This window comes from Micromonospora sp. NPDC049645 (assembly GCF_040675155.1).
Classification (GTDB): domain Bacteria; phylum Actinomycetota; class Actinomycetes; order Mycobacteriales; family Micromonosporaceae; genus Micromonospora.
This window is the reverse complement of record NZ_JBFAOI010000005.1, coordinates 126,601-146,002: the sequence shown is the minus strand read 5'-3', so window position 1 is coordinate 146,002 and position 19,402 is coordinate 126,601. Positions and strand designations below refer to the sequence as shown.

19 protein-coding genes are annotated in these 19,402 nt (G+C 72.0%); 6 read left to right on the top strand and 13 right to left on the bottom strand.

What is annotated here, in order from left to right:
- Positions 1 to 27 precede the first annotated feature (27 nt).
- The 7 genes from AB0J33_RS14325 to AB0J33_RS14295 all read right to left on the bottom strand — a co-directional run bounded on the left by AB0J33_RS14325 (position 28) and on the right by AB0J33_RS14295 (position 6,402).
- A complete protein-coding gene (locus AB0J33_RS14325) occupies positions 28 to 1,179 on the bottom strand; it encodes a dihydrodipicolinate synthase family protein (protein ID WP_363613466.1) in 1,152 nt (383 codons plus the stop codon).
- A gap of 117 nt (positions 1,180 to 1,296) precedes the next feature.
- Complete coding sequence (locus AB0J33_RS14320) at positions 1,297 to 2,448, bottom strand: Gfo/Idh/MocA family oxidoreductase (protein WP_363613464.1); 1,152 nt, start codon at positions 2,446 to 2,448, stop codon at positions 1,297 to 1,299.
- Between the two features lie 38 nt (positions 2,449 to 2,486).
- Entirely contained in the window at positions 2,487 to 3,281 is a 795-nt protein-coding gene (locus AB0J33_RS14315; protein WP_363613462.1) for an ABC transporter ATP-binding protein, read from the bottom strand.
- Positions 3,282 to 3,285: 4 nt separating this feature from the next.
- Positions 3,286 to 4,290, bottom strand: coding sequence for an ABC transporter substrate-binding protein (locus AB0J33_RS14310; RefSeq protein WP_363613460.1), 1,005 nt, complete (start codon positions 4,288 to 4,290; stop codon positions 3,286 to 3,288).
- Between the two features lie 23 nt (positions 4,291 to 4,313).
- Positions 4,314 to 5,264 (bottom strand): ABC transporter permease, encoded by a 951-nt coding sequence (locus tag AB0J33_RS14305; protein WP_363613458.1) that lies wholly within the window; start codon positions 5,262 to 5,264, stop codon positions 4,314 to 4,316.
- Positions 5,265 to 5,543: 279 nt separating this feature from the next.
- Positions 5,544 to 6,260 (bottom strand): cupin, encoded by a 717-nt coding sequence (locus AB0J33_RS14300; RefSeq protein WP_363613456.1) that lies wholly within the window; start codon positions 6,258 to 6,260, stop codon positions 5,544 to 5,546.
- Positions 6,253 to 6,402, bottom strand: coding sequence for a hypothetical protein (locus tag AB0J33_RS14295; RefSeq protein ID WP_363613454.1), 150 nt, complete (start codon positions 6,400 to 6,402; stop codon positions 6,253 to 6,255). The genes AB0J33_RS14300 and AB0J33_RS14295 overlap by 8 nt, the downstream gene beginning before the upstream one ends.
- 93 nt (positions 6,403 to 6,495) lie before the next feature.
- Between AB0J33_RS14295 and AB0J33_RS14290 the strand changes: the two genes are divergently transcribed.
- Genes AB0J33_RS14290 through AB0J33_RS14280 form a run of 3 tightly spaced genes read left to right on the top strand, consistent with a single transcriptional unit; the run spans position 6,496 to position 9,108 of the window.
- Positions 6,496 to 7,560 carry a LacI family DNA-binding transcriptional regulator gene (locus AB0J33_RS14290; protein WP_363613452.1) on the top strand — a complete coding sequence of 355 codons (1,065 nt, stop codon included), beginning with the start codon at positions 6,496 to 6,498 and terminating at the stop codon, positions 7,558 to 7,560.
- Positions 7,557 to 8,573 carry an aminoglycoside phosphotransferase family protein gene (locus AB0J33_RS14285; RefSeq protein ID WP_363613450.1) on the top strand — a complete coding sequence of 339 codons (1,017 nt, stop codon included), beginning with the start codon at positions 7,557 to 7,559 and terminating at the stop codon, positions 8,571 to 8,573. The genes AB0J33_RS14290 and AB0J33_RS14285 overlap by 4 nt, the downstream gene beginning before the upstream one ends.
- A 49-nt stretch (positions 8,574 to 8,622) precedes the next feature.
- Positions 8,623 to 9,108 carry a GNAT family N-acetyltransferase gene (locus AB0J33_RS14280; RefSeq protein ID WP_363613448.1) on the top strand — a complete coding sequence of 162 codons (486 nt, stop codon included), beginning with the start codon at positions 8,623 to 8,625 and terminating at the stop codon, positions 9,106 to 9,108.
- 97 nt (positions 9,109 to 9,205) lie between these two features.
- Here AB0J33_RS14280 and AB0J33_RS14275 read toward each other — a convergent pair whose 3' ends face one another.
- On the bottom strand, positions 9,206 to 10,510 hold the full coding sequence (locus AB0J33_RS14275; protein WP_363613446.1) for an MFS transporter: 1,305 nt from the start codon (positions 10,508 to 10,510) through the stop codon (positions 9,206 to 9,208).
- 125 nt (positions 10,511 to 10,635) lie between these two features.
- Between AB0J33_RS14275 and AB0J33_RS14270 the strand changes: the two genes are divergently transcribed.
- Together AB0J33_RS14270 and AB0J33_RS14265 are read left to right on the top strand one after the other, a co-directional pair.
- Positions 10,636 to 11,838 carry an FAD-dependent oxidoreductase gene (locus tag AB0J33_RS14270; protein WP_363613444.1) on the top strand — a complete coding sequence of 401 codons (1,203 nt, stop codon included), beginning with the start codon at positions 10,636 to 10,638 and terminating at the stop codon, positions 11,836 to 11,838.
- Positions 11,835 to 12,743 (top strand): RNA polymerase sigma-70 factor, encoded by a 909-nt coding sequence (locus AB0J33_RS14265; RefSeq protein ID WP_363613442.1) that lies wholly within the window; start codon positions 11,835 to 11,837, stop codon positions 12,741 to 12,743. Before AB0J33_RS14270 ends, AB0J33_RS14265 begins: the two co-directional genes overlap by 4 nt.
- Positions 12,744 to 12,798: 55 nt before the next feature.
- Here AB0J33_RS14265 and AB0J33_RS14260 read toward each other — a convergent pair whose 3' ends face one another.
- Positions 12,799 to 13,359: an NAD(P)H-dependent oxidoreductase gene (locus AB0J33_RS14260; protein ID WP_238681303.1), complete on the bottom strand. Its 561-nt coding sequence runs from the start codon at positions 13,357 to 13,359 to the stop codon at positions 12,799 to 12,801.
- Between the two features lie 137 nt (positions 13,360 to 13,496).
- Here AB0J33_RS14260 and AB0J33_RS14255 point away from each other — a divergent pair, with 137 nt between their 5' ends.
- A complete protein-coding gene (locus AB0J33_RS14255; protein ID WP_363613440.1) occupies positions 13,497 to 13,970 on the top strand; it encodes a MarR family winged helix-turn-helix transcriptional regulator in 474 nt (157 codons plus the stop codon).
- A 107-nt stretch (positions 13,971 to 14,077) separates the two neighbouring features.
- Here AB0J33_RS14255 and AB0J33_RS14250 read toward each other — a convergent pair whose 3' ends face one another.
- The 4 genes from AB0J33_RS14250 to AB0J33_RS14235 form a co-directional block, all read right to left on the bottom strand.
- Positions 14,078 to 15,925 carry an IucA/IucC family siderophore biosynthesis protein gene (locus tag AB0J33_RS14250; RefSeq protein ID WP_363613438.1) on the bottom strand — a complete coding sequence of 616 codons (1,848 nt, stop codon included), beginning with the start codon at positions 15,923 to 15,925 and terminating at the stop codon, positions 14,078 to 14,080.
- Positions 15,922 to 16,527 carry a GNAT family N-acetyltransferase gene (locus AB0J33_RS14245; RefSeq protein WP_363613436.1) on the bottom strand — a complete coding sequence of 202 codons (606 nt, stop codon included), beginning with the start codon at positions 16,525 to 16,527 and terminating at the stop codon, positions 15,922 to 15,924. Before AB0J33_RS14245 ends, AB0J33_RS14250 begins: the two co-directional genes overlap by 4 nt.
- A complete protein-coding gene (locus tag AB0J33_RS14240; RefSeq protein ID WP_363613919.1) occupies positions 16,524 to 17,801 on the bottom strand; it encodes a SidA/IucD/PvdA family monooxygenase in 1,278 nt (425 codons plus the stop codon). Before AB0J33_RS14240 ends, AB0J33_RS14245 begins: the two co-directional genes overlap by 4 nt.
- Positions 17,802 to 17,863: 62 nt before the next feature.
- Positions 17,864 to 19,402 (bottom strand): aspartate aminotransferase family protein, encoded by a 1,539-nt coding sequence (locus tag AB0J33_RS14235; RefSeq protein WP_363613434.1) that lies wholly within the window; start codon positions 19,400 to 19,402, stop codon positions 17,864 to 17,866.

The following is a 19,402-nucleotide window of genomic DNA, read 5'->3' as shown; positions in this document are numbered from 1 at the left end:
CTCGCAACCCCGGCTCACTCCTCGCGCTCACTGGGCCACTCCCGCCACCCTGAAGAACGCCCGGGCACGCGCGGCGGCCAGGTCCGCGTCGGGCAGCAGCCCGGCCTCGTCGGCCAGGGTGAGCAGGGTGGCCAGGTGCGCCGGAGACCGGCCGGACTGCGCGCCGCCGACCATCGTGAAATGGTCCTGGTGACCGGCCAGCCAGGCCAGGAACACGATCCCCGTCTTGTAATGCCAGGTCGGCGCCGCGAACAGGTGTCGGGCCAGCGGCACGGTGGGCGCGAAGACCTCGTCGTACGTCGTCAGGTCGCCCCGGTCCAGGGCGGCCAGCGCGGCGGCGGCGGCCGGCGCGATGGCCGCGAACACCCCGAGCAGCGCGTCGGAGTGACCCACCTCGTCACCCCGGATCAGCTCCGGGTAGTGGAAGTCGTCACCGGTGTAGAGGCGCACCCCGGCCGGCAGGCGACGGCGCAACGCGATCTCTCGGCCGGCGTCCAGCAGCGACACCTTGATGCCGTCCACCCGCGACTGGTGCGCCTTGATCAGCTCGATCACCGTGTCGGCGGCCAGGTCCAGGTCGACCGCACCCCAGTAGCCGCTCAACGCCGGGTCGAACATCGGACCCAGCCAGTGCAGCACCACCGGTTCGTCGGCGACGCCCAGCAACTCGTCGTACACCCGCAGGTAGTCCTCCGGGCCGCGCGCGGCGGCGGCCAGGTGCCGGCTGCACATCAGCACCGGCCGGGCCCCGGCCGCGCGGACGTCGTCGAGCTGCTCGGCGTACGCCGCGGTGACCGCCGCCAGGGTGGCCGGCCCGGCCGGCAGCTGGTCCGTGCCGACCCCGGCGACGATCCGCCCGCCCACCGCGCGGGCCTCGGCGGCGCTGCGCCGGATCAACTCCCGGGTGGCCGGGTAGTCCAACCCCATCCCCCGCTGGGCGGTGTCCATCGCCTCAGCGACCCCCAGCCCGTACGACCACAGGTGCCGCCGGAAGGCGAGGGTGGTGTCCCAGTCCACCGCCGCCGGGGCGCCCGGCACGTTCTCCCCGCTCGGGTCGGCGACCACGTGCGCGGCGGCGTACGCGATCCGGCTGGTCGCCGCCGCACCCGGCCGGGCGAAGCCGCTCCCCCCGGCCAGTCGGTACCGCCGTCCACCGGGCAGTGTCACCTCCGCCGTCACCGGGCCACCTTTCGTTCGCGACTGCGGGGCTCGCAAACCCGGCTCACTCCTCGCGCTCACCGGGCCCTCCTTTCGTTCGCGACTGCGGGGCTCGCAAACCCGGCTCACTCCTCGCGCTCACCGGTGAAGCTCCGGCACCTCGACACGACCGCCCTCGCGGGCCGAGCGCAGCCCCAGCTCGGCGAGCTGCACCCCGCGCGCTCCGGCCAGGAAGTCCCACCGGAACGGCTCACCGGCCACGACGTGCCGCAGATACGCCTCCCACTGCACCTTGAAGCCGTTGTCGAACTCCTCGTTGTCGGGCACCTCGGCCCACTGGGCGCGGAAGTCCTCGGTGGCCGGCAGGTCCGGGTTCCACACCGGCTTCGGGGTGACCGCCCGGTGCTGCACCCGGCAGTTGCGCAGGCCGGCGATCGCGCTGCCCTCGGTGCCGTCGACCTGGAACTCCACCAGCTCGTCGCGGTACACCCGCACGGTCCAGGACGAGTTGATCTGGGCGATGACCCCGCCGTCGAGTTCGAAGATGGCGTACGCGGCGTCGTCGGCGGTGGCCGGGTACGCCTGGCCGGTCTCGTCGACCCGCTCGGGCATGTGCGTGGCGATCAGGCAGGTGACCGCCGTGACCCGGCCGAACAGCTCCTCCAACACGTAGTGCCAGTGCGGGAACATGTCGACCACGATCCCACCGCCGTCCTCCACCCGGTAGTTCCACGACGGCCGCTGGGCGGGCTGCCAGTCACCCTCGAAGACCCAGTACCCGAACTCGCCGCGCACCGAGATGATCCGACCGAAGAAGCCGCCGTCGACGAGGCGCTTGAGCTTGCGCAGACCGGGCAGGAACAGCTTGTCCTGCACCACACCGGTGCGTACGCCGGCAGCCTCCGCCGCCCGGGCCAGGTCGAGCGCGGCCGCGGTGTCCTCGGCCAGGGGCTTCTCCGTGTAGATGTGCTTGCCGGCCTCGATGGCCTGCCTGATCGCCTTCTCCCGCTGCTGGGTGACCTGCGCGTCGAAGTAGACCTCGACGTCGTCGCGGGCCAACGCGGAGGTCAGGTCGGTGGTCCAGTCGGTCAGCCCGTGCCGCTCGGCGATCTCCCGGAGCTTCGTCTCGTTGCGGCCGACCAGGACCGGTTCCGGCCAGATGGTGGTGCCGTCGGCCAACGCCACGCCACCGGATTCGCGGATGGCCAGCAGCGAGCGGACGAGGTGCTGCCGGTAGCCCATCCGTCCGGTCACGCCGTTGACGATGATGCCGATCGACCTGCGGGTCATGGTGTTCCTTCCGTCGTGCTGGTCGTGCCGATCCGCGCTCAGTGGTTGGCGGCCGCGCTGCCGAGCAACCCACGCAGGTCGGTGGCGAGCCGGTCGAAACGGGAATCCGACATCACCTGGGCGTAGTCGCGGTGCGTCGGCAGCTCGACCGGGAAGGTGCGGATGATCCGGCCGGGCCGGGGACTCATCACGACGACCCGGGTGCCGAGGAAGACCGCCTCGGCGATGGAGTGGGTTACCAGCACCACCGTGGTGCCGGTCTCCCGCCAGATCCGGTGCAGCTCGGCGTTCATCTGCTCCCGGGTCAGCGCGTCCAGGGCGCCGAACGGTTCGTCCATGAGCAGCACCGGTGGGGAGTGCAGCAGTGCGCGGCAGAGCGCCACCCGCTGCTGCATGCCACCGGACAGCTCGTGCGGCAACGCCTTCTCGAAGCCGGTCAGCCCGGTCATCTCGATCAGCTCGTCGGCGCGCCGGGCGGCCTGGGCCCGATCCATGCCGCGCATCTCGGCCTGGAGCAGGATGTTGGCCCGCGCGCCGCGCCACTCCAGCAGCGCGGCCTTCTGGAAGACGAAACCGATCTCCTTCTGCGGCCCACGCACCGGGCGTTCCAGCAGCGACACCTCGCCGCTGGTCGGCTTGACCAACCCCGCCACGATCTTCAGCAGGGTGGACTTGCCGCAACCGGACGGGCCGACGATCGTGACGAACTCGCCGGGCTCGATGTCCAGCGACACGTCGTCCAGCGCGGTGGTCTGCGACCGCCGGGTGGTGAACCGGACGGTCAGCCCGGACATCCCGATGGCGGTGCCGGTGGCTGCCGGCGCGGCGGTCACCGGGTCACCCCTGCGCCGCGTACGAGGCGTCCCAGTACGCGTTGGGCGCGCCCGGGTCTTTCAGCTCCGCGTAGCGGGACATCAGGTCGATGGTCTCGGTCCACTGGGCCTCGGTGTTCACCCCGGGCGGGCCGTCCGCGCCGATCAGCGGCAGGTTGAGGGTGAGCTGCTTGGTGAGCACCTCGGGCGCCGGCTCGTTCTCGGCCAGGGCCGCCATCGCGCTCACCGCGCCGGCCGGGTCCCGGGCGGCGTCGGCCCAGGACTTCTGGGTGGCCCGGACGAACTTGCGGGCCAGCTCCGGGTCCTTCTGCAGGGTCTGGGTGTTGGCGATCAGGCCGGTGCCGAGCAGGTTCATCCCGTAGTCGGCGAAGAGCAGCACGTCGACCTTCTTGCCGGTCTTGCTCTCGATGGTGGGCGCCTGGTCGTGGAAGAAGCCCATGATGGCGTCGACCTTGCCCTCGGCCAGGGCGGCGATCTTGCCGGCGGCGTCGACGTTGACCACCTTGACGTCGTCCTTCTTCAGGCCGTTCTTCTCCAGCCAGGCCGGGAAGGTGGCGTAGAGGGCGTCACCGGGGGTGCCACCGACGGTCTTGCCCTTGAGGTCGGCCGGGGTCTTGATGTTCTTCTCGGTGAAGAACTCCACCGAGGAGGGGCCCTTCTCCAGGTACGCGCCGAGGCTGCGCACCGGCATTCCACTGGCCACCGACTTGAGCAGCACCGGGCTGTCCGCCCAGCCGAAGTCGGTCTGTTTCTGGGCGACCTGCTTGACGGTGTTGCCCGAGCCGTTGCCGGGCAGGATCTTCAGGTCGATGCCCTCGGCGGAGTAGTAGCCCTTCTGGAGGCCGTAGTAGAAGGGGGCGTGCTCGCCGTAGGGCACCCAGTTGAGGGTGAGGGTGACCTGCTTGCTGCCGTCGGCGTTGGTGCTGCCGGCGGGGTCGTCCCCACCGCAGCCGGTGGTGGCGAGGAGCAGGGCGGCGGTGGCCAGGATGGTGGCGGCGGTGCGTTTCATCGGTGCCTCCGTGATGGGGTCGGTCAGGAGGTGGTGAGGGACACGCCGGCCCGGCGGCTGGCGTGCCACGGGATGAGCAGTGCCTCGGCGATCTCCACCAGGACGAACAGGACGATGCCGATGGCGGACATCAGGATCAGGTCGGCGAACAGCAGTGGGGCGTCGAGGTTGCCGTTGGCCAGCAACAGGACGTAGCCGAGCCCTTCGCTGGCGCCGACGAACTCACCGACCACGGCGCCGACCACGGCGAGGGTGACGGCCACCTTCAGGCCGGCCATCAGGTGCGGCAACGCGTTCGGAAAGCGGATCTTGCGGAAGGTGCGCCACGGCCCGGCGCCCATGGTGGCGGCGAGGTCGAGCAGTTCCGGGTCGGTGGAGCGCAACCCGGCCACGCCGGAGATGACCACCGGGAAGAACGCGATGAGCACCGCCAGGATGATCTTCGGGGTGAGGCCGAGGCCGAACCAGACCACGAGCAGCGGCGCGATGGCGATCTTCGGGATGACCTGTGCGAACAGGACGATCGGGTAGAGCGCCTTGTCCAGGGTGCGGGAGTAGGCGATGGCGACCGCGGTGACCAGACCCAACGCGGCGGCCAGCACGAAGCCGAGCACCGTCTCGTAGAGGGTGACCAGGGTGTGCCGGGCCAGCTCGGACCACTGGCCGGTCATCGTCTCCCAGACCTGGCCGGGTGTGGGCACCAGGTAGTTCGGGACGTACTCCCGGGCCGCGACGAACCACCAGGCGACGAAGAAGACCCCCAGCACCAGCGCCGGACGCCAGAGCGAGTCGGCGAAGGCCGTCGCCCGACGACCGAGCGTCGGTCGGGGTGGACGACCACCGCCGCCGGCCGACCGTCCCGCCACCGTGGACGCGGCGGGACCCGGCGCGGGCGCGGAGACGGTCGGCCGCTCACCGCCTGGCGCCTCGGCGGCGGCCTGCCGGCCCGCCGTGTCCAAAGAGTTCTCGGTCACGCGGAACCTCCTCGGGGTCCGGTACGGCAGACGTTGACCGGACCGGTCGGCGGATCAGGCAAACGCTTTCCTGGAGCGTAGGCGGCACCTCGATGCCGGGCAAGGCCTTTCCTCGATCTATTCCGGCGATTGCCGGACCCAGCGGGTGCCGGTCGCTCCGAAGTCGACTCGGCTTCCTGAAAACCGGGCTGTCGGCGGCCTGCGGACACCCCGATCTCAGTGAAACCGAGTGGGTCACCCACCGGTCCGACCTGGATCCGACGACGCCGGCGCGGACCGTCATCCGGCCGCCGGGTAGGTGTCGAGCAGGCCACACATGCCCAGCCGGCCCCGCTCGACCGGTTCGTCCACCGCGTACACCCCGGCCTCACCCAGGTGCGCGGGGTCCCCCCGTTCCAGGGCGTCGAGCTGCCCGGCGGTGTCGGCGGCGGCCCGACCCGCACCGGCCTCCCAGCGCTGCCGCCACCGTGCCAGCATCGGCTGGCGCAGGGCGATCGCGGCGGCGTGGAACGCCGCCAGCGCCGTCGGCCCGCCGGACCGCAACGCCTGGAAGCCGCGCACCGCCAGATCCCGCCGGCGGTACGCGGCGTGCACGTCCGCGCCCGGCGCTCCCCCGTCGGGCAGCGCCGCCGCGGCGGCGTACGCGGCCGGGTCGGCCAGCACCTCGGGCGGAAACGTCAGCACCGCGTCGCCCGCCTCGGGCAGGCCGCTGTTCTGCATGAGCACCACAATGCTCAACCCGCCGCCGTTGACCAGGCGGTGCACGGTCCCCGGCTCGAACCAGAGCACCACCCCCGGGCGCAGCGGCGTCTCCCGGAAGCCGGCCGTGGTGAGGGTCTGCACCGCGCCCTCGCCGTCGGTCACCACGTACCCCTCGGTGCAGCACAGGTGTACGTGCGGGGTGCCGCCGACCAGGCCGTCCGAGGCCACCGTGTCGTAGACGCGCAGCCGGGACACCCCGATCCCGCCGGGCAGCGGTGCCGGCCGATCAGGCATCGAGGTACTCGTCGGTGTCGTCGGCGGCCGGCTGGGACACCAGCAGCGCGGCGCGGTCGCCGATGGCCCGGTGCCGGCAGCCCGGCTCGATCAGGAACGCGGACAGGTCGTCGAGTTGACGTACCGCGAAGCGTTCGGACACGGCCGGGCCTCCCTGCGGGAAAGGGCTTTCTCTGCGGTACGGTGACGCTAGCCGGCACGACGAAACGCCGTCAACAGATCGAGGGGGCGGGCCATGGCGACCCTGTCCGATGTGGCCCGCCGGGCTGGCGTCTCACCCGCCACCGCCTCCCGCGTCATCAACGGCAGCAGCAAGCCGGTCACCGACGAGCTGCGCGAGCGGGTGCTCGCCGCCGTCGCCGAGTTGCAGTACGTGCCGAACGCGCACGCCCAACTGCTGGCCCGCTCGCACCGCAGCGCGGTCGGCGTGATCGTGCACGACGTCTCCGACCCGTACTTCGCCGAGATCACCCGTGGCCTGCAACGGGTCGCCACCGATCAGGGCCGGCTGCTGATGATCTGCAACAGCTACCGGGACCCGGACCGCGAGTTGGAGTACGTGGAGTTGCTGCGCGGGCACCAGGTGGCGGCGCTGATCCTGGCCGGCTCCGGCTACCACGACGAGGCGTTCACCCGTCAGCTCAACGAGAAGCTCGCCGCGTACGAGGCCACCGGTGGGCGGGTGGCGGTGATCGGCCGGCACGAGCACTCGGGCGACGCGGTGATGCCGGACAACCGGGCCGGCGGCTACCTCGCCGGGCGCGAGCTGTGCGGTCTGGGGCACCGGGCGATCGGCGTGGTCGCCGGCCCGCGCATCCTGACCACCACCACGGACCGGTTGGCCGGCCTCCGGCAGGCCCTCACCGAGCAGGGCCGCGAGCTGCCGGAACGGCGCATCCGGTACGCGGAGTTCGACCGGGACGGCGGCGCCGAGGCGACGGCCCGGCTCCTCGACGCCGACCCGGAGCTGACCGCGATCGTGGCGCTCAACGACTCGATGGCCATCGGCGCGCTCGCCACCCTGCGCACACGTGGGCTGGCCGTGCCGCAGCAGGTCTCGGTGGTGGGTTTCGACGACATGCCGATCGCCCGGGACGTGACCCCGGCGCTGACCACCGTGCGCCTGCCGCTTGTCGACATGGGAGTGCGGGCGATGTCCCTGGTGCTCGGCGCCGGGGCGCCGGCGCCCCGGGTCGAGGTGCTCGGCGCCGAGCTGGTCCGCCGCGACACCGCCGGGCCCGTCCCCCGGCCCGGCCGGGCCACCGCGCCCCGCGCTCGGCGCGGTGACACCGCGTCGTGACCGGCGTCAGCCCGACCCAGCGGCTGCTCACCGGCGCCGAGGTGGCGTACCTGGTCACGGCGTCCTTCGGGCCGGACGTCCGGGTCCGGGAGACCGGTCCGCTGACCGGCGGCGGGTACGCCACGGTCTGGTGGGCGCTGCTCGACGACGACCGACGGGTGGTGCTGAAGTTGGCCCCACCGGCCGGGACACCGCTGCTGCGCTACGAGCGCGGGCTCTGCGCCGCGGAGGCGCGATACTTCCGGCTCGTCGCGCGGCGGGCGCCGCAGGTGCCCGTCCCCCCGGTGCTGCGCCATGGCACCGACCCGGCGTACGGCGAGTGGTTGGTCACCGCGATGCTGCCCGGCCGGTCGCTGTCCGACCTGGCCACGGACGCCGTCGCGATCGACGACGGCCCGGCCCGGTACGACCTCGGGGTGGCCCTCGCCGCGTTGCACCGGGTGACCGGCGACCGGTTCGGGTACGACGACGACCGGGCCGGCGGGCCGAACTGGCGGGCGGCGTTCACGGCGATGCTCGACGCGCTCCTCGCCGACGCGGCCGAGTGGGGCGTGGCCCTGCCGGTGACCCCGGACCGTCTGCGCGCGCTGGTCCGGCGACACGCCGACGTGCTGGACGAGGTGCGCCGGCCCGCGCTGCTGCACTTCGACTGCTGGGACGGCAACGTGCTGGCGGCGCCCGACCCGGACGGCCGGCTGCGGTTGTGCGGTCTGGTGGACGGCGAACGGTTCCTCTACGGCGACCCGCTGCTGGACCTGGTCTCGCCGCTGCTCTTCCGGCGGGTCGAGGACGAGCCGGAGCACCCGCTGCTGCGCGGCTACCGGGCCGCCGGCGGGCCGCTGGTCCTGGACGCTTCGGCACGCCGCCGGCTCGGTCTGTACCGGTTGCACCTGTACCTGCTGATGACGGTGGAGATGCCCAGTCGCGGCATGACCGCACGGAGCCACCCCGGGCGGCACGCCCGGCTGGCGGCCCTGCTCGACGAGGAGATCGCCGCCCTCGGCACCGCCTGAGACCGAATCTCCGTTGCCGGTGTGGTCCACCGCTCGTAGGGTGCGCTGCGTGCTGATTCGGGAGTTCGTCGACGAGGACTGGTCGCAGGTGTGGCCGATCGTCGAGGAGGTGATCCGGGCCCAGGAGACCTTCCCCTACGACCCGACGATGACCGCCGAGCAGTCGTACGGCATGTGGGTCGAGGCGGCGCCGGGGCGAACCGTCGTGGCGGTCGACGGCGACCGGGTGCTCGGCACCGCGAAGATGGGCACCAACCGACCCGGGCCGGGCGCGCACGTGTCCACCGCGAGCTTCATGGTCGCCGCCGACGCCCGGGGCCGGGGCGTGGGCACCGCGTTGTGTCGCGACGCGCTGACCTGGGCCCGCCGGCAGGGGTACGCCGGCATGCAGTTCAACGCCGTGGTGGAGAGCAACCGGTCGGCGGTGCGGCTGTACCGGCGGGAGGGCTTCGCGGTGGTCGGCACGGTGCCCGGCGCCTTCCGGCACCCGACCCTCGGCCGGGTCGGCCTGCACGTCCTGTACCAGGAGTTCTGACCGGACGAGTCTCGCGGATGCTCATCCGCGACGGGCGGATGCGATGTGTCGCGCGATGCCTGTCGAGCTGCCCCGTCCGCGGGGCAGGCCGCCAGGCTCAGGCCGTTGACGGCTGGTCCGCCGGTGCCTGACCAACCCGACCCGGCACGGTGGTGGCAGACGGACCGTGCGGCTCCGCGCCGGCGCGGCGGATCGGCGTGAACAGACCACCGACCGCGACCAGCAGGCAGCCCGCGCCCGCCATCAGCAGCACCGCCGCCGCGCCGTACCGGCCGGCGGCCCAGGTCAGCACGACGGCGCCGGCCGGGCCGAGGGCGTAGTGCGTGCTCCAGAACGCCGACGTGACCCGGCCCAGCAGGTGATCGGGGGTGATCTCCTGGCGCAGCGACATCGAACAGATCCCACCGACACTGAGGCAGCACAGGTAGACGGCGGTCAGCAGGGTGAGCGACGGCACGCTCGTCGCCAGCCCGACGCCGGCCACCGCGAAACCGCAGATGGCGTGCGCGCCGATCCAGGTGGCGCCGAAACCCCGACGGCGACGCAGCGGGGCCACCAGCAACGCCCCGGCGACCGTGCCCAACGCCGCCAGGCCGAGAACGGTGCCGACGGTGCCCTCCGAGCCACCGAGGTCGTGCGTGACGTGGTAGATCAGCACGTCGGTGAAGCCGTAGGTGAGGAAGATGAAGACCGACAACAGGACGGTCAGCGCGCGCAGCACGGGCTGCCGCCACAGGAACCGCGCTCCGGCCAGAAACTCGGCGAGCGGGCGCTGCCGGGTCGCCGCAGCGGCCTCGTCGACCTGGACGGGGCGCAGTCGGATCAGCCACAGGCCGCCCGCGGAGAGCACGAAGCTCGCCGCGTTGACGGCGATGGCGGTCGCCGGGCCGAAGCGGGCCGCCACCACACCGGCGAGCAGTGGGCCGAGGACGCCCGCCGCCGCGTACGTCGCCTGCAACCGGCCGTTGGCCTCGGTGATCCGGTCCGGGTCGACGAGGTTGCGTACCGCGGTCACGGCGGCGACCTGGAACAGCATGCCGGCCGCCTCGCAGATCGGCAGCACGACGAACAGCAACCAGACCTGCGGACCGGCGAGCCACGCCAGCGGCACCAGGGCGTAGAGCACCAGCCGGGTCAGGTCCGCCACGATCATCAGCGTCCGACGGTCGTACCTGTCGACCAGCACCCCGCCGAAGATCCCGGCGACGACGGACGCCGCGCCCGCGACGGCGGTGAGCAGCCCCATCTGCGCCACCGACCCGGTCGCCTGGAGCACCAGCAGCGGCACCGCCAGGTAGGCGAAGGAGTCGCCGGCCGCCGACAGCGACTGCGCGATCCAGTAGGTGCCGAAGGTCCGGTCCCGCCAGAGGGGGGCTCGACCAGCGGTGGCAGATCGGCTCATCGCGTCAAGGGTAGTGAGCGCGACCGTCCGACGCTGGCCGTGTCGGGCGTCACGTCGAGCGGATGTCACGAACCGACGAGCGGCACGCATCTCGTGGTCGTCGATCCGAGCAGAGAGGCGAAACAATGAGCACATCGCATCGAGATGTCCCGGCGGGCCCGCACCGCGTTCTGATCCTGGGCGCGGGCTACGCGGGCATGGCCGCGGCGATCCAGCTCGCGGCGCGGACCAGGCGCTCCGACGTGCAGGTGACCGTCGTCAACGCGCGGGAGCGGTTCACCGAGCGCCTTCGGCTGCACATGGCGGCGACGGGGCAGCAGCTCGCCGAGATGAACATTCCCCGGCTGCTGGCGGAGACGGGCGCGCGGTTCGAGCGTGGTTGGGTGACGGCGATCGACGCCCACACGCGGACGGTCCGCATCGACGACAGTCGGGTGCTGCGCTACGACACCCTGGTCTACGGCTTGGGCAGCGTGACCGACACGGCTGCGGTCCCGGGCGTCGAGGAGCACGCGTACGCCCTGGACAGTCTGGGCGGCGCGGGCACGCTGGCGGACCGGCTGGCACGGCTCGGCACCGGCACGGTTGTCGTCGTCGGCAGCGGGTTGACCGGTGTCGAGGCGGCTGCGGAGATCGCGGAACGACACCCGGAGTGCCTCGTCACACTCGTGGGCCAGCAGGATCCCGGCGCGAACATGAACCCGAAGGCCCGGGCGTACCTGCGGGCCGCGCTGACCCGCCTCGGCGTCCGGGTCGTCACCGGAACAGCGGTCACGAGGGTGCGACCCGGCGGGGTCGAGCTGGCCGGCGCGGCGACCCTGGCGGCGGACGTCGTCCTCTGGACCGGAGGTACCCGGGTGACGCCGCTGGCCACCGCCGCCGGGCTGACCGTCGACGACCGCGGTCGTGTCGTCACCGACCCCACCCTGCGGTCGGTGTCGCACCCCGAGGTGTACGCGATCGGCGACGCGGCCGCGATCCGACAGGGCTACGGGGTTATGCACGGCACGTGCCAGAGCGGGATGCCGACCGGTGTGCACGCGGCGGTGTCGATCGCCCGCACGCTGCGGGGCAGGCGACCCAGGCCGTTCCGGTTCGGTTACTACCACACGCCGGTCAGCCTGGGCCGCAACGATGCGGTCGTGCAGTTCACCCGCCCCGACGACAGCCCTCGCCGAGGGTTTCTGACCGGGCGCACCGCGGTCTGGTACAAGGAGACCGTGAGCGCTTCGCCCTGGCCGACCTACCGCCGCATGTCGCGGCTGCCCTCCTCCGGTGCGTTCTGGCCGCGCGGCGGGCGCTTCAGCCGCCTGCGGGACGCCCGGTGACGCACCCGCCGGACACCGACGAGCAGGTGTTCCTCCGCCATCGCAACCTGCTGTTCTCGGTGGCCTACCGGATCCTCGGCAGCGCGGCCGATGCTGAGGACGCGGTGCAGGACGCCTGGATCAGCTGGTCCTCGGCCGACCGCTCCCAGGTCGCCGACCCCAGGGCGTACCTCGCCCGGATCGTGTCGAACCTCGCCCTGCAGCGCCTGCGCTCGGCCCGGCGGCAACGCGAGACCTATGTGGGGCCGTGGTTGCCCGAGCCCATCCTCACCGACGGGGACGCCGCCGACGTCATCGCCGACGCCGAGTCCGTGTCGATGGCGATGCTGGTGGTACTGGAGACGCTCAGCCCGCTCGAACGTGCCGTGTTCGTCCTGCGGGAGGTGTTCGAGTTCAGCCACGCGGAGATCGCGGTGGCGGTGGAACGCTCCGAGGCCGCGGTCCGTCAGACCGCCCGTCGTGCCCGCGAACATGTGCGGGGCCAACGTCCGCGCTTCACCGCGGACCGGTCGCAACAGCGTGGGGTCACCGAGCGGTTCCTCGCCGCATCGACCGGCGGGGACATCAACACCCTGCTGGAACTGCTCTCCCCCGACGTGACACTGTGGACCGACGGTGGCGGTAAGGTCCGCCAGGCCCTGCGACCCATCAGGGGCGCGGAGACGGTTGCCGCCTGGTTCGCGACCATCGGCACGGTCACCTACCAGGGCGTCGCGCCGCACGACATGCACGCCGCGCTGGTCGAGATCAACGGCGGGCCGGGCCTGGTGTTCAGCGGTGCGGGCCGGGTGGTCGCCACCGTCTCCTTCGATCTCGACGCCGGCGGCCGGATCACCACCATTCACAACGTCGCCAACCCGGACAAGCTGCGCGCCGTCGCCGACGGCACCGTCCGGGCGGCCTGAACGCCCGGAAACGGCCACGGGATCCCCCGTGGCCGTTTCCGGAGAACGCGGAGCCTCAGCCCTTGCGCAGCGGCGCGAGCGCGGTGCTCCAGGCGACGACCTGGTCGAGCGTGGCGGTCAGCGAGTCCTGGTGGAACTGGTTGGGCTTGAAGACGCTGAAGTTCTCGAAGTCGGTGAAGAGCGACAGCGCGACCTGCGAGCGCACGTCGGCCATCTGCAACTCACCGGAGATCAGCCGCAGGTGCTCCACGGCGCGCGTCCCGCCGACCGAGCCGTAGCTGACGAAGCCGACGGCCTTGTTGTTCCACTCGGCGTAGAGGAAGTCGATGGCGTTCTTCAGTGCGCCCGAGGTCGAGTGGTTGTACTCGGGGGTGACCATCACGAACCCGTCGAACGACGCGATGGTCTCGGCCCACCGCTTGGTGTGCGGCTGGGTGTACTGGCCCATCGAGGGCGGGTACGCCTCGTCGAGGTGCGGCAGCTGGTAGTCGAGCAGGTCGATCAGCTCGTACTCCGCGTCGGAGCGCTGCTTGGCGATCTCGAGCACCCAGCGGGCGACGGCCTCGCCGTTACGCCCCGGGCGGGTGCTGCCGAGGATGATCCCGATCCTGGTCATGTGTGGCGCCTTTCGGAGGTCCTTGCCTGACGTCGGGAACGCTATCCACTGCTTGATTGGTCAAGCAAATATCCGTTCTATGGGCGTGGTCACACTGAGGGTAACCACTTGCTCAGTCAAACAAGTATGATATGAGGATGTCGGACCCCTCCGCGGCGACTCCGCAACCTCTCACCCCGGACGAGGAGGCCCTGGTCCGCGCCCTGGGCCAGGTGATGCACGTCCTGCCCCGCGCGATCGACGCCGACATGGTCGGTGACCGTCAGCTGCCGCTCACCGAGTACACGGCGCTGATGAACCTCTCCGAGACACCGACCCGGCGGATGCGCATGAACGAGCTCGCCGCGCTCTGCCACCTCTCGCTGAGCGGAATGACCCGCACGATCATCCGGCTGGAGACGCAGGGCCTGGTCCGGCGGGAACGGTGCGCGGAGGACGCGCGCGGCTGGAACGCCGTCCTCACCGACGCCGGCTTCGCCCGCCTGGAGGAGTCCTGGCCCAGCCACCTGGCTGCCGTCCGCCGCCGGTTCCTCCAGCACTTCGAGGGCTTCGACCTCGCCGAGCTGGCCCGCGCGGTCCAGCGGGCCGGCACCGCGGAGCCGACCGACTGAGCCGACGCCGGCCCGGCCGGTCACCCACCGGCTCACTCAGCCGGTGCTCAGAACCACCCTCCGCCGGTCGCACCCGCTGGCGTGGGCGCTGACCGGGCGCGACCACCTCAGCCCGCCGGGGCGTGGGCGGCCAGCGGGTTGGCGAGGGTGCCGACGAACTGGAGCGCCGCCGACGGGTCGGCCAGGTCGATCATCTGCTGGTTGTCGCGCAGCTGCAACCGGTTGAGGCAGGACAGCGTGAACTCCGGGGCGAACAGGTCGTACTGGCGAACCCGCTCGGCCAGGTGCGGCACCCGGGCGAAGTAGTCGGCGGCGCAGGCCGCGACCGTCCGCCAGAAGTCGTCCTCGGCGAGCACACCGGCCTCGACCAGGACCGCGTTGAGGTGCCGCAGGAAACAGTCCACCACGTCGGTGAAGATGGTCAGCAGCTTGGTGTCGTCGGGCACCGCGACGCGGATCCGCTCCACCGCCGCCGGCAGCTCGACCTCGTCGCTCATCACCGCGATCTCCTCGGCGATGTCCTTGAAGATCACCCGCTGGACCGTGTCGTGTTCGTCGAGAACCAGGATGACGTTCTCACCGTGCGGCATGAAGGCCAGGTCGTGGGCGTAGAAGCTGTGCAGCAGCGGGGTCAGGTAGGCGTCCAGGTAGCGCCGCAGCCACGCCTCGGGCGCCAGGCCCGACCGGGCGATCAGCGCCGCCGCCAGTGAGCCGCCCTGGTCGTCGACGTGCAGCAACGCCGCCATGGTGGACAGCCGCTCCCCCGGCGCCAGGTCGGGCACCGGGCTCTCCCGCCACAGGGCGGCCAACATCTTGCGGTACGGGGAGGTGCGGTCGGTCGCCGCCTCGTACTGCCGGTGCCGGTAACCCACCGCGGCCCGCTCCCGGATGACGGTCAGGCCGGTGCCGGTCAGCACCTCGTCACCGGCGATCAGGTCGGCCAACCAGTCGTTGATCGCCGGGGTGGCCGCCATGTACGCGGCCGACAACCCCCGCATGAAGCCCATGTTCAGCACCGACAACGCGGTCTTGACGTAGTGCCGCCCCGGCTGGCTGACGTTGAAGAAGGTACGGATGGACTGCTGGGCGAGGTACACGTCCGGCCCCGGACCGAGGTGCACCAGCCGCCGCTCGGCCAGCTCCCCGGCGAAGGTGACCGCCAGCTTGTTCCACCACTGCCACGGGTGCGCCGGGATCAGGTGGTAGTCGGCGAGGTCCAGCCCGAGACCGGTCATCGTCGTCGCGAACCGGGCCCGGGTCTCGGCGTCCAGCTCACTCTCGATGAGCGTGTCGTAGTCCAGGTCGGCGGCGCTGCTGAACGTCGAGTGGTCCCGGTGCGCGGCCAGCCACTCCAGCCGCACCGGCGCGGCGGCCTCCGGGGCGTACCGGTGGTACTCGTCGACACCGAAGCCGAGCCGGCCGTTGTTGGCCACGAAGCAGGGGTGCCCCTCGGTCATCGAGGTCTCGATGGTCTGGAAGTCCGCCTCGGCCAGCTCGGCGGCGCTCGGCGCGGCCTGGGCCAGCTTGTACGCCGTACCCGCCAGCGTCGAGGTGATCTCCTCCAGGTAGACCGGGAGCACCCGCGCGGAGAGCCCGAGGGTGTCGCGCAGTTCGAGGACGAGGTCCACCGCGTCCGGTGCCAGCGAGGCGCCGTCGCGGTGTCGGGTGATGCTGTCCGCGTCGATCTGCCAGTGCGCCAGGGCGAACACCCGCGCCGCGAACCGGTAGGTGACCGTGCCGTCGTCGCTGCGGACCTCGTACCACTGCCGGTCGTCGGGGCCGGACACGGCCTCCGGGTTGAGCAGCCGCTCGTGGGTGAACTCGGCGAGCGCCTTGCGGACCAGCAGCCGGTTGGCCCGGGCCCAGCGCTGCGGGGTGAGATGCCCGACCGGGTCGCCGGAGGCGGGGTACGCGGCGGCGACGGGCGGGTGGGCGGGGACGGCGGTGGTGGTCACGCCGGGGCTCCTTCGATTCGGGTGGCGGCAGCGCGGTCGGCGTCGGCGCGCTCGGCGGCCTGGAACTGGGCTCGGGTGCAGACGCTGAGCAGCGCGTCCTTCTCCGGCTTGGCGATCGGGCCGACGACCTCGAACCCGACGGCGGCGTTCAACGCGTGCACGGCGGTGTTGCGCACGTCCGGCTCGACCACCACCCGGCGGGTCGTCGGGTCGTCGAAGAGCCACGCCATGACGGTGCCGATCACCGCCCGGGTGAAACCGTGCACGGGCGTGTCGACTGGCGCGCAGAGGAAGTGCATGCCCACGTCACCGGACTGGTGGTCGTACCGGCCGACCAGCTCGACGTGGGCCGGGTCGTAGCGTTCGGCCAGGAAGGCGGGCCGTCCCCGCCACAGCCCGAGGTACGCGTCGTGGTGCGGGTGCTCGGCGATCCGCCGGTACTCCTCGGCCACCTGGGTCTCGTCGGCGTCCTGCATCAGCCAGAACGCCGCCTTCGGGTGGGTCACCCAGGCGTGCAGCAGCGCGGCGTCGACGTCCGGATCGAGGGTCCGCAGCGCGAACTCGCCGAGCCGGTCGTCCACCCGGGCGAAGACGGTGGTCACGACGACACCCCGAACTCCTGGAAGGTGATGCTCTTCTCGACCGGGTAGTGTTCCCGGCCGAGCAGCTCCCGGATGATCCAGGAGTTGCGGTAGGCGCCCATGCCGAGGTCCGGTGAGGTGATGCTGTGCGTGTGGGTGCCGGCGTTCTGTAGGAAGATGCCCCGCCCGCTGTGGTCGATGCTGTAGTTGCGGGCCACGTCGAAGCGGCCGTGCGCGTCCCAGCGGATCCGGTCGCGCACCGGCGCGAGGAACTCCGGCACCCGGTAGTGGTAGCCGGTGGCCAGGACGAGACCCTCGGTACGCAGGGCGAAGTCGCGCTCCTGCTCCACCTGCCGCAACCCCAGCGTGTACTCCCCGTCCCGGTGGTCGGCGCTGACCAGTTCGGTGTTGGTGAGCAGCCGGGTGTTCACCGGTCCGTCGACGCTGTGCGCGTAGAGCAGGTCGAAGATGTCGTTGATCAGGTCCGCGTTGATGCCCTTGAACAGCCCCTTCTGCGCGGACTCCAGCCGGTAGCGGGTCGCCTCCGGCAGCGCGTGGAAGTAGTCCACGTAGTCCGGTGAGGTCATCTCCAGCGTCAGCTTGGTGTATTCGAGCGGGAAGAACCGCGGTGACCGGGTCACCCAGTTGAGCTGGTAGCCGTACCGGTCGATGTCACCGAGCAGGTCGTGGTAGATCTCCGCGGCGCTCTGCCCGCTGCCCACCACGGTGATGCTCCGCTTGGTGCGCAGCGCCGTCCGGTGCTCCAGGTAGTGGGAGTTGTGCACGGCGTCGCCGGGCAGCCCGGCGACGGCGTCCGGCAGGTGCGGTGGGGTGCCGGTGCCGAGCACCAGGTGTCGGGCCCGGTACTCGACCCGCTCCCCCGCGCCCGTGCCGGCCCGCACCACGTACCGCTCGTCGGTGGGGTCGAACTCCACGGTGGTCACGGTCTGACCGAAGCGCAGGTTCGGCAGCTTCGCCGCCGCCCACCGGCAGTACGCGTCGTACTCGCTGCGCAGCGGGTAGAAGCTCTCCCGGATGTAGAACGGGTAGAGCCGGCCGATCTCCTTGAGGTAGTTGAGGAAGGAGTACGGCGACGTCGGGTCGGCGAGGGTGACCAGGTCCGCGATGAACGGGGTCTGCAACCGGGCCGACTCCAGCAGCATGCCGGGGTGCCAGGCCAGGCTGGGCCGGGCCTCCAGGAACACCCCGTCCAGCTCGTCGATGGGCGCGGTGAGGCAGGCCAGACCCAGGTTGTACGGGCCCAACCCGATGGCGATGAAGTCGTGGGTGGACATCGGGGTCTCCAGGCGCGGGTTCGTGCTCATCGGCGTCAGCCGACGGGGCAGGTTCATCGGCGTCAGCCGACGGGGCAGGTCAGGTCGGCGGTCACGTGGTCGTGCACGTACCGGCCGGCGTGGGTGGCGATCAGGTCGAGCACGTGGCCGACGTCGTCGACGGTGGTGGCCGGGTTGAGCAGGGTGAACTTCAGGAAGTGCCGGCCGTCGACCCGGGTCCCGGCGACCACGGCGAGACCGGACGCCGCGAGGGCCTCCCGGGCGTGCAGGTTGGCGGCGTCGGCCAACTCCCGGCCGGGGCCGGTGGGCAGGTAGCGGAACACCACGGTGCTCAGCTCGGAGCGCGTCACCACCTCGAAGCGCGGGTCCTCGCTGACCAGTCGCCAGGCGTCGGCGGCCCGGTCGACGACCTCGTCGAAGAGCCCGCCGAGCGCGTCCGGGCCCATCACCCGCAGGGTGAGCCAGAGCTTCAACGCGTCGAAGCGGCGGGTGGTCTGCAGGCTCTTGTCGACCTGGTTGGGGATGCGCTGCTCGACCATCCGGGCCGGGTTGAGGTAGTCGGCGTGGTAGGTGACGTGCCGCAGCGTCCGCCGGTCGCGGACCACCAGCGCGCTGGAGCTGACCGGCTGGAAGAACGACTTGTGGAAGTCGACGGTCACCGAGTGGGCCCGCTCGATGCCGTCGAGCAGGTGCCGGCGCGTCGGTGAGACGAGCAGACCGCAGCCGTACGCGGCGTCCACGTGCAGCCAGACGCCGGCCGACGCGCAGATCCCGGCCAGCTCGGTGAGCGGGTCGATCGAGCCGAAGTCGGTGGTGCCGGCGGTGCCGACGACGGCCATCACCACCAGCCCGGCCTGGCGGCACCGGGCAATCTCCTCACGGACGGCCGCCGGGCGAATCCGCCGGCGGGCGTCGGTGGGCACCGTGATCACCGCGTCCGGGGCGAGGCCGAGCAGCTTGGCCGACTTCTGCACGCTGAAGTGGCCGGCGGCGGAGGTGAGCACGCGCAGCCGGGGAAGCAGGTCGGCGCGGGCCGCCGGGCCGATCGCGTCGGCGCACGCCTCCTCCCGGGCCAGCAGCAGCGCCTGGAGGTTGGACTGGCTGCCGCCGCTGGTGAAGATGCCGTCCGCGTCCGGGCCGAGGCCGATCCGTTCGGCGGTCCAGTCGATCAGCCGCCGCTCGATGAGGGTGGCCCCGGCGCTCTGGTCCCAGGTGTCCAGCGACGAGTTCACGGCGGTGAGCACCGCCTCGCCGAGCAGCGCCGGGATGGCCACCGGGCAGTTGAGGTGGGCGAGGTAGCGGGGGTGGTGGAACCAGACGGCGTCGCGCAGGTAGACGTTCTCCAGCTCGTCCAGGGCGGCGCCGGTGTCGCCCAGCGGCCGGTCCAGGTCGACCCGGTCGACCAGGGGCGCGAGTTCGGCAGGTGTGATCCCGGTGCCGGGACGGTCCACGGCGGCCACCCGGCGGGCCACCCGGTCGACGCCGTCGGCGATCGTCCGGCGGTACTGCTCGACCGAACCGCCGTGCAGCAGCTGGGCCCGCGCGGCGGTGGACGCCGGTGGCGGAGCGATGGTCTCGACGGGGTACGTCGGCACGGTCAT